Source organism: Methylomonas sp. MK1, from assembly GCF_000365425.1.
In the GTDB taxonomy this organism is placed as follows: Bacteria; Pseudomonadota; Gammaproteobacteria; order Methylococcales; family Methylomonadaceae; genus Methylomonas.
In genome coordinates, this window is record NZ_AQOV01000001.1 from 1 (window position 1) to 13,222 (window position 13,222).

Here is a 13,222-nt window from a genome sequence, read left to right on the forward strand (position 1 = left end):
GCTTTGAGCGGTTCACAACATAAAGCCCCCGGCTTTGCCGGGGGATACTTTACTCGCTGGGAACATGGGAGTGGGTAAGGATATGTTGTTAAACCCGCTGCGGTACGGGCTTGGGGAAGCCAATATCTGTGAGCCGCCGGCGGGGGAATTGAAAGAGACATTCACCGATTATTTACACCATTCCAAGTTGGTTATTTTTCAAGAAATTCAGATTTTCGAGGGGTTGAACCTTGAAAACAAATTAAAGCCCATGCTGGCATCGCCGCCCGAAATGTTGAGGGTTCGGTTGTTTGGTCGTGGTTTTTACGAAACACCAAACATCGTTCAGGCCATCTTTATGAGCAACTACAAAGATGCTCTGCATATATCTGAAAACGATAGGCGATACTTTGCGGTGTGGACTGACGCGAAACCAATGCCAAAAGACTATTACGATCAATTAGGAGTCTGGCTTGATGGTGGTGGCAATGGTCTGGTGGTCCGTTGGTTGCTGGATCGAGACCTTAGCGACTTCAATCCCAAGCAACCAGCACCATTGACCCGGTTCAAATCAGAGCTGATCGGCACAAGCAAGTCACCGCTCAAACACCAGATTGAGGACATGATTGCTGCGGGCGATTATCCGTTCAACGTTGATTGTGTGCGGTCTATCGATGTGGCTAAAGCCATGCGCGATAAATACAGCGCCAAATCTATCGGGGTGGTGATGGCTGAGCTCGGATGTTTGCCGATGATGTGTAAGCGCTCGACGGGCAAGCGCGAGAAGGTTGCCTTATTTGCGGTGCGGGATGTTGAGGAGTGGCGGCAGCAGTCGGCCATCAAGTGGCTGGATGAGTATGACGCACGAAGAGATTAGTCACCATGTGCCCATATTTATTATTGTCAACGGGACAGATAACGGGACGCGCTCAGACCTTGCTATCCGTGGGCTGAGGGACCATGTGTCCCCTTGTCCCCTTATTTTTCACACATGTTAGAGATATAGAGAGTAACGGTAATAACAGGACACTTATGCAAACACACGAAAGAAAGCAGTATCAAAAAAACCAGGGGACAAGGGGACGGATTGCCGCCAAAGCCACTCACCACGCGGCTTGCAGCCGTCCCCTTGTTGAAAAAATACGAGTAATCCGTCCCGTTATCTTGGACTGCTGTCCAGGAGGGGCGGGTGAAAAGTCAAAAGCAACCCCAGCCTAGACCGATAGCAATTAGTTTCTTGCAGGCGCGCGAGTTTTGGGAGGGGGGTATAGCAATGGGGGAGGGGGGGTGAAAAGTCGTGTGGTTCGTTACCCGTGACCCGTTAGCCAGCTAAATTTTTATTTAGGATTTTTTGAATAGAAAAAGCCCATTATGTTATTGATATTATTAAGGAAAGATAAGCGTGCATATTTTGCCTATATCTTTCTGTTATCGGCAATCCAGCGTGTTAGATTGGCATCAACCTCTACCGGAGTGATTCCGGTAAGGCTAGCGAACCAGTGAGATGCTGGCCGCGATCAGACAAACCTTCTGCTGCGAGATGCAGCAACAGCACATGTCAATCGTATTTTTTAAACCACGATTTTAATCGACGGCTTTCTGTCGTCTTTTGTGCGAGAAAACCTATGAAGAATTGGTACAACACTAAAAATCTAACGGCCACGACCGCCAAAATCTCTATTCACAACGAGATTGGCTATGGTGGTATTTCCGCGTCCGAATTCATCAACGAAATACAGGCGCTAGGCAATGTGACCACTATCGAGCTGCATATTCACAGCCCGGGCGGCAACTTGCTGGACGGCTTGGCAATTTACTCCACATTGCGAAATCACCCCGCCAAAGTGCTGGGCCACGTCGATGGCTTGGCGGCCAGCGCGGCCTCAATTATTTTGATGGCCGCTGACCGGATCACCATGCCGGAAGATGCTTACCTCATGATCCACAACGCCCAAGGCGGTGCCTTCGGCGACGCGGCGGAACTGCGCGACATGGCCGCATTAATGGAAAAGCTCCAGGGCAGTGCCGCCGACATCTATGTGCGGCGCACCGGCCTGGACCGCCAGACCATTCTTGACATGATGGCCAAAGAGAGCTGGTTATCAGCAACAGAAGCTAAGACGTTAGGCTTCTGCGATGAGGTTATAGGCCGGGTTGGCTTGGCAGCCAAATCCCGGCCCTTTGACCACCGCTTCAAGATGTCGCCCATGAGTGAGCCGGACTTCGATGAAGTGGAGAATGAGCGAGACTTTGAGCGACTGCTTCGAGACTTGCATTTCACCAAGCGTGAAGCAACCGCCTTTGTGAGCAGATTGAAAAACGTGGTCAATCGTCAAGCAGTCGACAACGCCGACGACGAAATTGTGGAGCGATTGGAAAATTTAAAAATACCCAAATCGATCCTCAACTAAACAAATTTTTTACAGGAATTATTTTATGAAGACTTTTAAATTTATCGGCCTTTGCATGGCTTCCTTTGGATTGCTAATCCTGGCGTTCAATGTCGGTGCCGCACCTCATGAGGTCGCCGCTGGACTGTCCGGACTGGCCTCGCTGGATCATAGCCCGTTATTCACTGGCTTGCTGATGGCGGGCACGGTCGGCAACTCCGACGCGGTTATGAAAATGCTAGACGGCGTGGAAAAATCGATTGCTGACTTCCAAATGAAAGCCCAGCGCGAGCTTCAGGAATCTGGTCGGGTCTCTACCGAAACTAAAAATGCACTAGATGATGTCCAGTTGAGGCAGCGCGAGTTTGCTGACAGGATGTTAATGTTAGAGCAAAAAGGCGTAGCCAGTGCCGATGGCGGCAGTTTTAGCGGGCGTTCTCAAGGTTGGGGCGGTCAAATCATTAACAACGCTGCCTTTAACGAGATGATGCGCGGGGGCCGGGCGCGTGCGAAATTCGATATTCAGAATAACACGTTAACCGGGAGCGGTAATATTGGCGGCGTCGACCGTCGCCCCGGCATGGTGCCGGGGGCCTTTGCGCCGCTGCGCGTTGAGGATTTATTCCAGCATTTTCCGACAGATTCGCCGTTGATTGAATACAGCCGTGAGAACGTGTTCACCAATGCCGCAGCAGAGACCGCTGAAGGGGGATCGGCGAGTGAATCTAGCTTAACTGTCACCCTGGTTCAACAACCCGTATCGAGCGTCACGCATTTTATGAAGGTCAGCAAACAACTGGCCGCGGATAACGCCCTCATGGCCGCGTACATCAACGCCCGCCTGATGTACGGCGTTCAACGCCGTGTTGATGCACAAATTGTGAACGGTAACGGTACGGCGCCGAATATGAGCGGGTTGCTGCAAACTGGGAATTTCAGCGCGCACGGCTACACCGCCGCACAGGTCGGCACGCCGTTGCCAAAGCATCGCTTAATCCGCAAGGTGATTGCAGATTTGCGCTCAGCGGGCTATACGCCGAGCGCCATATTGCTTAATCCGGCGGACTGGCTAGCGTTTGACTTAGATCTGTTGTCCTCCACGCCAGCGGCTGTCAGCTCAAGTGATATTGCCAATGGCTTCCAGCAGATGTTGTTCGGTGTGCCGGTCGTAGAGACAAGCTCCGTGACAATCGATACCTTCGCGGTTCTTGATGCCTTAGCCGCTGCGTCGATCTTTGATCGGCAGGATGTAGGGATTGAAGTGTCAGATAGCGATGGCGACAACTTCACCAAGGGCTTGCTTACTGTGAAAGCCGAGCGCCGCCTGGCGCTTGCTATCGAGCAAACAGGTGCGATTCGCGGCGGTGATTTAACACCAGCGTAATCAACTCCCAACCGGGTTATGGCTTAGGTCGTAGCCCGGCCATTAATGGATGGAGAGCTAATATGAAATTCTTAGAAAGTATCCTGAAAAAATCGCGAATTATCGATGAGCTGTTTCAGAACGATTTGCAAGAACGCTCGGACGACAGACAGGCTTGTGCTGAAAAAATCCAGAGTTTATCCAAAGCGTTGCGTGATTTGCCAACCGATCAGCTTGCGCAAGCCGAGAAAGAGGTTGCCGAATCGACGCTTAAACTAGCGCAAGCCCAGCGCAAATATAGTGAGCTGGCCACGGAGATCGAAGGCAGAAGGCGCAAACTGTTGGCCACTATTCAGGCCGAGGAACAAAAGCTACAGCAGTTGAAACCCCTGATCATCCAACAGGCCGTCAATAATCTGCATGAACGGGTACAGTCTGCCGGTCCGTTAACGCCCAATAAAACGGGCCTGCTCAACGGCATATATGAAGAATTGCGCGCCTTGCCCCTGGTTGTCGATGACAAACGATTGCTTTCATGTATTGCCGATATTGACGGCCGCATCCAAGCGATTTTTAGCTAAATGCGCCAGTCCAACAAACTCGCTGGCGATCATATCAAAAGCGAGCTAATTCACTTTGGCGTTATTGACAGGCCACCCTGGCAGCGAGCCGGATTCTTTACCTATGGCGACTATTGGCTGAGCAGACAAATGCTAAAGACATTAAATCACGCGCAAGGGCGGGCATGTCAGCCACGCTTAGCCAATGGTTAAGCGTTAACCGAGGATTATGTTATGAAAAAAATGGGATTTTCCATTACCACTGCCGAAGGGCATTTTTTGACGCGCTGCGAGCTTAGGCAGGAAGGCCAAGGCATCTATCTGGACACAACATTTGAAAAGGATGTTGTGAAAAGCGTAACGGTGCGAAAGCTAAAAGAATTAGCCGAAATTAAGCAGAAACTTGAAGCCGCTCATCCCGAGATAAAACTTTGGGCGGTCGAGTTATTTAAAGATCAAGGCAAAGCGTTCTGCCGGTCGGCAACGAGCGACGCGCCACCTTGGTTTAAAACCCAACACGAACGGAACGGCCGCTTGTATTCAGTCCAGTAGCTGACAGGAGAATTATCATGTCAAAAGATTTCGATTTAAAAGCAGTTATCAGAATGGTAGATCAGATGTCACCAGCGCTGAAAAACATCACCAAAAACCTTAATGTATTCAAAAGACAGTTAAGAGTTGTCGGCGATGGTGCGCCGATGTTTGGCGCGGGTTTTGCCGCGTCGATGGCGGTACCGGCCAAAGCGTTTATGGATTTAGAGAATTCCGCAGCCTACCTGCAAAACACCTTGATGGATAAGAACGGGAGTATCCCGGCGGTATTCCAGAAAATCAGCGAGGAAGCGATAAAGCTGGGAACTCAGTTACCCGGAACAACAGCCGACTTTTACGCGATGTCGTCAACACTAAAAGCCTTTGGCGTGAATGCTGACTCTATCGCCAATGGCGTATTGAGGGCCACTTCATACCTTGGCGTCGTTGGCAAAGACATCAATGTGACTTATGACAGTGCGGCGGAATCAATGGGTAAGCTCAGCCGGGCGTTTAACATTGCCGACAGTGATATGGTGCCGTTTGCCGATTCTATTCAAAGGGTGTTGTTCAACGGCACCAAGCTGGATGAATTGCAATATGCCATGTCCCGTGTCTCTGGCCCGTTGAAAGTCGCTGGTGAAGAAGGCCTAAAGGCGGCAAACCAAATGCTGCCGTTGGTCTCGGTCTTTACCAGCACGGGTATTTCAGGTGAAGAGGCCGGTACCGGCATTCGTGAGATTATCAACCAGGCCACCAAGCTGAATAAATTCTCCGGCATTCCAAAGCTGATTGCCGACCTGGATAAAATAAACCACCTACCGAGCAAGCTACGCTTTGCGAAATTGGAAAACCTGTTCGGCAAGGAGCACGCCAGCAAAGCCGCGCTGATCACCCTGGAAAGCTATAACCGGCAAGTGCAGGCGATGGCCAACCAAGGCAGTCTGATGGACAAAATAGCCAACTCCGCCGGCACGCTCACTAACAAGGTGGAGACAGCCGGCGGTACCTGGTCAAATTTCATGGCGAAATTCGGCAGCCAGTATGCGCCGGAACTCAAGGCGGCCGCCGATTCCGTCAACCGTATATCGGAAAATCTCACCGGCTTTATTGATCAAAACGGGCCGGCGGTGATGACAGCAGCGAAGATGGCCGGCGCCTTTGTCGGCTTGAAAGTTGCGGCCTGGGGTTTGGCGGGCGGTATCGGCGCAATAACGGCGGCCATGAAGTTAAACCCGTTGATGTTGCTGGCACAAGCGGCCATCGTCGCGGCGCCGTTGATAATCGATAATTGGGATAGTATCGTCAACCGGCTTAAGGAGGGATTCGGCAAGATCAAGGATTTTTTCCAGCCGCTAATCGATATGTTCAAATATATCGGTAACTGGGTTTCGAACGATCCGCTGTTAAAACTGGTTGGCAGCGTGCCCATGTTCTTGGGTAAATCGGTTGCCTCGTTGTTGCCTGATTTCTCGGGGGTTCAATTACCCAGCGGCGAAGGCATGCGGGCACCGGGCTACCAAAAAAATATTGTTGGGTCGGTGAAAGGCGGGGTTGATGTCAATGTCCGGTTCGACAATTCACCCGCAACGATGCGAGTGGCTCCGAGTAAAACTCATGGGCCGGTTCGGTCGAATGTGGATGTGGGCTATGGGTTTACCCATGCTATGTATCTAGGCATGCCGTAACTTGATCGGTTAGCCGGATCAAAAGCCGCCTGGCAGTAATGCAGGCGGCTTTTTTTGGCACTATAGACCATCGGTTTTTTTGCCCGAGGGCGCAAGGCAGGGCACATATTAGGGCACATTCAGACACAAACCAAACGCATCGAAACACGCTTGACCTTCGGGCAATTTCTGTTATCCTTTTGATCCATAGGACGTTTCAGCGTGTCCCGATGTGTTCGCCTGTTATTGGTTGGCGCTCATAACCTGAAGGTCGTAGGTTCAAATCCTGCCCCCGCTACCAGACAAATCAAAGGCTTAGGTTTAACGACCTAGGCCTTTTTTGTTGCTTGTACGTTTCATGTAACCCAGTTAGAACGTCCAAGCACTTCTTCACCGTCGATCCAACAGCAAACTTATATCGAACGATACGGACTACAACGCCGGTCAACCGTTTTAGCTTGATGAGGCATCATTGCGTTGCAATACCTTTATTCCTGATTTTCTTCTTGCGTCTCGGTTATCGTTGGCTCGGTTGCATAGTCTTTAGAATCGACATCAGTTTGCTCGCATTTGCCCTTCAATAATTCGATAGCACCGGGCCAGCAAGATGCCTCAACATAAGACTTTGCATACCAAAGAAAGGCCACGCCCGAGCAGTCTTCATGAACAATCTTGGCTGGAACGCTGACGTCATCGTCATAAACTCTTTCCACTTTGCAAAAGTAAACAGGTTCGCACCAGGCTGTATTCGTTGTCAGAGATAAAAGGGCCAGAGCAGATATTTTTTTAAGAAATGTCATCTTTTTATCCAAAAATGCTAAAGAGTAGTTTCAATATTCGGCTTTACCATGTTCAAAGTCAAAATTTACATCTGATTTTTTACGCAAAATACCGAATATTCAGGGAAGGCAACTTCTAAGAACTAAAGGAAACGCTATTCTCCGAGAAACCCAGAAGGTCAGAGACTTCTTCCTGACTATGGCATAATTCAGCAGCGATGGCTTCTCGTCGCGACAAACAGGAAATATAAATGTATTCGTCAGATGATGAAATCGGCATTATTACTGCCTTTGTAGAGCAATTGGAAGAGCAGTCGATCCCGCGCGCGTTGGCCGTTAAAAAAAGAGTGGAAGATGGTGATACGTTGAACGAGATTGAAATCATGCATTTTGAACAAATGCTTTCAGAAGCCAGCACCATGATGCCTCTCCTAAAGCATCACCCTGAATACCAAAAATTGATCGCTGAATTAGCCAACTTGTACAACGAAATTTCGGAACGCGCCTTACATAACCAGATGAACGTCAAAACTTAAAAAGCCGGCGCTCTAAGTTTGGATAAGGTGCCAGTTGGGTGCTGGATATAGGCACAAAAAAGCCGGGCGTACCCGGCTTTATGGAATTTCAGCGCTATAAACAGCTGCTATTCAAAAGAAACTTCTTCCAGACTGGCCAAACAGCCTAGTCCTCTGGCAAATTCCTGTAACTCGCTCGCCATATGAAAATTAATGATGGAGTTCGTCTTTAAGTCGACAACCGCGTACTCGACAATCGGGTCGTTGCTCTGCAATCTGGGCTTGTACTTTAATAGTTTTTTTGACTCTTTAGCCAGCTTACGATTAAGCCGAGCCGTTAGCGCGCGAATTGATACCAACTTTTTCATATCCAATCTCCATGCGTTAAAACAGAAAAGTCAGTATAAGTGATTTTGACGGTTTTATGACAATGCCAAACAAAAAGCCTGAGACCTTTCGCACAATGTGCTGGATTGTTCAGCTTTGCCTATGACCAGAATCCGCCGAGAAGATTAAATTGGCGAGCAAGAGCAAAGCACCGCTAATATAGGCAGGATGTTGTTTGTCTTAAATCCGGCGGAGCCGCTTCCGCGCTAACCACGAGGGCTGATATGTCTGAGCAAACCAAGGCTTTTCGATCACTATCTTCTGAAAACCAGGAACAGGCACCTATCGGGGTTTGGCTGACCAGCGCTGACCAGCAGGCCTTGTTTGACCGGCAATCCAGCCAATTCGGATTTAACGACAATACCGCTGATTTGCCGGTAATAGCGCTCGATACCAACCCTAGTTATCAAACCATTGAAGGTTTTGGTTTCTCGTTGACCGGCGGCAGCTCGATGCTGATTGCTGCGTTACCCGACGCTGACAGGCAGGCTTTGTTACGTGAGCTGTTTTTGCCTGATGGCGACGGACTCGGTATCAGCTGTTTGCGGCTAAGCATCGGCGCTTCTGATCTAAGCGAGCGTTGCTTTAGCTATGACGACCTGCCCGACGGCCAGATCGATTTGGAACTTGCCCAATTTGATCTGAACGCCGGCGATACGGATGTTATTCCGCTACTGCAAGACATTCTGGCGCTCAATCCATCGCTCAAAATTATCGCCACCGCCTGGTCCGCGCCGCGCTGGATGAAAACCAACCAGGCGTTTATCGGCGGCAAACTCAAGCCGGAATTCTATGCGGTCTACGCCGCTTACTTGGTTAAATACCTGCAAGCCATGCGCGAGCGGGGCATCGTGATTCATGCCATTACCCCGCAAAACGAGCCGCTGAATCATAAAAACGAACCGAGCATGGTGATGGAAGCGCCTGAGCAAGCCGAATTTATCAAACATCATTTGGGACCGGCCTTACGCGACGCTGGCTTAACTGAGGTAGAGCTGTTTTGCTGGGATCACAATTGCGATGTCAAAGAATACCCGTTGACGGTGTTCGCCGACGCCGATGCGCGGCAGTATCTCAGCGGCTCGGCTTGGCATTTGTACGGCGGCGATATTTCGGTGTTATCGGAAGTGCATCAGGCCTATCCCGACATGAAATTGTATTTCACCGAACAATGGGTTGGCTCGGACGGTGAGTTTGGTGGAGATTTAATGTGGCACGCCCGGCACGTGTTGATCGGCTCATTGCGAAACTGGAGCAGGGCAGTGCTGGAATGGAATTTGGCGTCCGACCCGTTTTGCGGCCCGCATACGCCGGGCGGCGAGGCCCGCTGTGTGGGCGCTTTAACCATCGACGGCGACCAGGTCACTCGCAATGTTGCGTATTACGTGATTGCCCACGCGGCCAAGTTTGTGCGGCCGGGTTCTGTGAGAATACACTCCAGCGATCAAGGCGATTTACCCAACGTGGCCTTCCTGACGCCCGCCGGGTCTATCGTGCTGATCGTGTTAAACGAGACGGCTGCACCCCAAGCGTTTGCGATTCAATACCAAGGCAAAAATGCTGTCCTTGAAATTCCGGCCAGAGCGGTGGCTAGCTATGTTAGCCAAGCAACACGTTGATCCTGCGAAATTGACCTGAACGTAGCGCTTCTGCCGAAGTCCCCGTAAGCGAATCTGCGGTCACGGTTTGTGTCGTGCCGTCCCGGCCGAATAACTGGTATTGAATCGGTTTGGCTGCATCCTGACCAAAGGTATCGCGGCGCTGCGGATTCAGGTAAACCAGCAGTGTCGAACCAAACAGCGCACAAGTCGCACTATCGGCAGGTAAGGTTTCAGTCTCGGCAAACGGCGTGACAATTTTTGCTTCGGTGGTAAAAAACGTGGCTGCTAACAGCGGTGACGGTTTAAACGCCAACAGGTCATCCGCAAATACAAACGGTGTCGGCCCCACAAATAAATGCGTCCATAAATGCAAAAACTCCACGGTAGCGCCGGATAATCGGGCCACGCAGCCGCGGCCGTGCTGCCGGGCATCGACTGTAAAGCCGCTACTGACCAAAAAGCTGGAGTTTTCGATGGGATTGCGTTTGTATTCGCCCGGGTCGTGAAAAGGCACCAATAGTGATTCGATGTGGGCGTAAAACTCATCGACCAAGCCTGCTCGCACCAATTCCAGCACAAACTTGTAATGCATATGCAAAAAGATCGAACCGTTCTCCAGCCAGCCATAGTTAAATACGCCAATGCGGCCTAAGTCCAGCGCGTTATCGGCCAAGGGTTCGTTGACTCGGTACATGCCCAGTTTGCTATCAAACAACTCGGAGTTTTGCACGGCTTGATAAAGTGTCTGCGCCTGTGTCGGATCGGCGATGCGTAAGGCATGCACAAAGCCTTCCAGGAATAAAGGCAACTGTTTTTGCTGAAAGCGGGTGACGGCAATGCCGCCGATTTCCAGCTCGTGATAGTGTTCAGCGTCATAAGCAAAATAGGTGACAATGCCCTTGGGTGTGCGAGCTTTGTCTATCGCGGTATCCAGATAATTTGCCACCAAGCTCAGGAAGGTTTGGATGTTAGCTAGCGCAAGCGCCTGTTCGGCATCGGCAAAACCCATGAATACCTTTTCCCGATACGCTTCTTTCAGCGCGCCGCTTTCCTGCCAGAACAGCTCCGGCGTCAAATCGGTGCGGGTTAACAACTTATGCAAGGCTGTCACAAAATCCGCCAATTCGACGGGCACTGTGCAAGCTGCATCTAATTCTCTCAGCACTGTGCGCGTGAAATCCACCAGACGCTTTAGCTCGATGGTTTCGTTCACCGATGAGCCTAAAATCCCTGGCAAGCCGTTCAAGGCATCGCACCAACCTGGTCTATCAGCTTCCATCTCGATGCCCACGCCGGCCGGATCGAGCGTAGCCAGCTTGTTGGCGACCAGCGTTAGAATTTTGCCTAATAAGCTGGTGTAGACAATCTCGCCTTGGCCGGCTTGCGAACGCACTTGATAAGGGCGTTGCTTGCGGGATTCGATCAGCGCCTTTTTCTCCGAACAATACTGCACGGCGTTGTATTGGCGCACACCGTTTGCGGTTTTCACATACTTTTGCGCGCGCGGCGCCACCCTATGCGTGGGGTCGAAAAAGCTGTAGGTCTTGTCCTGAAATAAACCGGCCAGCCGTTCCGGAAAAATGGCCGCGTAACTAATCAATAAATCCACCAGATACGTCCAATGATCCGACCAGTAGCCGCGGTCGAATTCGGCATCCTCCACTTCTCGGGCTTGCGCCAATATCGCGGTCAGAATGGCTTCTGCATCTGTCGCCGTTTCCAGCACTTGCGACAGCTCGGCGTATTTAAACGCTTTGCCCAGTAAAGCTTCCAGGGTAGGAAAGCGCGGAAAACACTCTGCAAAATCGTGCGGCGCTTCTAAGACAAACCGCGAGTTGCGTAAAGAGCAGGGGTTATAGCCGTCCGGCTGGATCAGATTGAAAAAATAGCGAATGTTTTTTGCATCCAAAGCCGGATCGAAGAACAGATCCATACGCCGATTTTGCAGCACGTCGCGAAAGTCGCCGTTGCCTTCGGAATAGGGCGTGTCTTGCAATAAAAAATCGTTGTAATCCCGCTCCAGATCGCCATGCTTGCGGCCAAACAAATATAAATGCGCGCCGCCGGGTACAGATGTGGAAAAGCCGCCGCGCAAGCCGTTGTCCAGATAACATTGCCGGGCATGAGCATCGAACAACGGTTTGGCGGTCGCGGTAAAAGCCTTTTGGCTGATGTCGTTTACCAAGCGGCGATTGGCTTCGCGTTTGCCCTCAAAATAGTACGGTTGAGCGGCTTCCATCAGGAATTGATCCAAAATCTCACTGGAACCGGCGTGACCGTAAACCCCGTAAAACAACCGACTTTCGCCGGGCTGCAAATACAGCTTAAGATGTTGAAACGCCGCCGGCGTCTGATTGCCGCTGACTTGCTCGACAAAGTCCAACGGTTGGTCTGAAAAAAACCGTTCCGCGTGAGAAAAATCCTCGGCCAAGCCAAAAATCCGCTCCGGATCGACAATGACTTGATTGTGCTGGCCATCCAAAAAGCCGATGAAGAAATTGCCGGCAACCACCGGCTCCACTTGCGGGTTGTCGGTGGGCCAGACTTTCAAGCGATAAAACGGCAGATTCTCCGCTACGCCTTCCACCCGCATAAACGCTTCCGAAGTGCGACTCATGAATTTGAGTATCCATTGATTCATCGCATAGGGTAGTACTTGCGGCAAGCCATCGACGATCTCGATTTGTCTGGCTTTATCGGAGGAGTTGACGATCTCCACCCGCCGCAGCAAACCGGCCACCGGCGCTTCGGCCAAGGTGAATACATCGGCGCGCAAGCGCAAGCCGAGCTTGGGATTCACTTCCTCCACGCCTACCTCGTGCGGCGTTACGTAAAGGCGTTGCGTCACCTCTGGCCCGGCGCCGCGCTGAAACGGCTCGTAATTTAGAGCTTTCTCGCCATCGCCGATTTTTAGGAAGGTGCGGAAACCCCGAGACGGCGTCAGTTGATAAGCCTTATCCGCCGGAAAAAACTCCAAAAACGCGCCGTCTTTATTCCGCACTCCAAAACTAGCAATCGCCTGACCACGATTGACATAAAACACCCACGCCGGCCGCCCACGCATGCCGGCAATCCCCGGCAAAAAACTGGCGAAAGGCGCGCAATCGTTATATTGCTCAATGACGAAACAGTTTTCGCCGGCGTGGAAATAGTGTGGCTGGGTCATGGTGGGGTCATCGTGGTCAAAGAAAAATACGGTAAATCCAGCAGCGGGGGCGTTACCGGACCTGAATCATAGACAACAAATCATGTTTTCAGAAGCCGAAAACATGTAATAAGGATAGGCGGGTTGGTAGGGATTGTTATGTGGAGATTTGGCTGTCAGGTGACAAAGATTCTGAAAAGACCGTTTTTAAAAACGGTTAATAACTTCAAGTGGCACTTATACCCACCGAGTAACGCGAACGCCGGCTAAAATCTGCTGCGCAATGAACATTGGCAATTGCCCAG

At 50.9% G+C, this 13,222-nt stretch carries 11 protein-coding genes; 8 read left to right on the top strand and 3 right to left on the bottom strand.

The annotated features are described in order from the left end of the window. Positions 1 to 64 precede the first annotated feature (64 nt). The 6 genes from G006_RS0100005 to G006_RS0100035 all read left to right on the top strand — a co-directional run bounded on the left by G006_RS0100005 (position 65) and on the right by G006_RS0100035 (position 6,511). Positions 65 to 856: a primase-helicase family protein gene (locus tag G006_RS0100005; RefSeq protein WP_268743553.1), complete on the top strand. Its 792-nt coding sequence runs from the start codon at positions 65 to 67 to the stop codon at positions 854 to 856. Positions 857 to 1,604: 748 nt separating this feature from the next. Continuing rightward, positions 1,605 to 2,390: a head maturation protease, ClpP-related gene (locus tag G006_RS26740; protein WP_020481092.1), complete on the top strand. Its 786-nt coding sequence runs from the start codon at positions 1,605 to 1,607 to the stop codon at positions 2,388 to 2,390. Positions 2,391 to 2,415: 25 nt separating this feature from the next. Next, positions 2,416 to 3,753, top strand: a complete 1,338-nt coding sequence (locus G006_RS0100015; protein ID WP_020481093.1) for a phage major capsid protein — start codon at positions 2,416 to 2,418, stop codon at positions 3,751 to 3,753. A gap of 62 nt (positions 3,754 to 3,815) precedes the next feature. Continuing rightward, positions 3,816 to 4,313, top strand: coding sequence for a hypothetical protein (locus G006_RS0100020; RefSeq protein WP_020481094.1), 498 nt, complete (start codon positions 3,816 to 3,818; stop codon positions 4,311 to 4,313). A 213-nt stretch (positions 4,314 to 4,526) separates the two neighbouring features. Then, a complete protein-coding gene (locus G006_RS0100030; RefSeq protein ID WP_020481096.1) occupies positions 4,527 to 4,844 on the top strand; it encodes a hypothetical protein in 318 nt (105 codons plus the stop codon). Positions 4,845 to 4,861: 17 nt separating this feature from the next. Next, positions 4,862 to 6,511: a phage tail tape measure protein gene (locus tag G006_RS0100035; protein ID WP_020481097.1), complete on the top strand. Its 1,650-nt coding sequence runs from the start codon at positions 4,862 to 4,864 to the stop codon at positions 6,509 to 6,511. 467 nt (positions 6,512 to 6,978) lie between these two features. Here the strand turns inward: G006_RS0100035 and G006_RS0100040 are convergent, their stop codons facing one another. After that, complete coding sequence (locus G006_RS0100040) at positions 6,979 to 7,290, bottom strand: hypothetical protein (protein ID WP_020481098.1); 312 nt, start codon at positions 7,288 to 7,290, stop codon at positions 6,979 to 6,981. Positions 7,291 to 7,520: 230 nt separating this feature from the next. Here G006_RS0100040 and G006_RS0100045 point away from each other — a divergent pair, with 230 nt between their 5' ends. Next, the gene (locus G006_RS0100045; protein WP_020481099.1) at positions 7,521 to 7,805 is read left to right on the top strand and encodes a hypothetical protein; all 285 of its coding nucleotides are present in this window, start codon (positions 7,521 to 7,523) and stop codon (positions 7,803 to 7,805) included. Between the two features lie 107 nt (positions 7,806 to 7,912). Here the strand turns inward: G006_RS0100045 and G006_RS0100050 are convergent, their stop codons facing one another. Then, complete coding sequence (locus G006_RS0100050) at positions 7,913 to 8,152, bottom strand: hypothetical protein (RefSeq protein ID WP_020481100.1); 240 nt, start codon at positions 8,150 to 8,152, stop codon at positions 7,913 to 7,915. Positions 8,153 to 8,395: 243 nt separating this feature from the next. On the opposite strand from G006_RS0100050, the gene G006_RS0100055 reads away from it, so the two are divergent. Further along, positions 8,396 to 9,790: a glycoside hydrolase family 30 protein gene (locus tag G006_RS0100055; RefSeq protein WP_020481101.1), complete on the top strand. Its 1,395-nt coding sequence runs from the start codon at positions 8,396 to 8,398 to the stop codon at positions 9,788 to 9,790. On the opposite strand, the gene G006_RS0100060 is transcribed toward G006_RS0100055, so the two are convergent. Then, entirely contained in the window at positions 9,771 to 12,938 is a 3,168-nt protein-coding gene (locus G006_RS0100060; protein WP_020481102.1) for a hypothetical protein, read from the bottom strand. The genes G006_RS0100055 and G006_RS0100060 overlap by 20 nt on opposite strands. Positions 12,939 to 13,222: the final 284 nt, after the last annotated feature.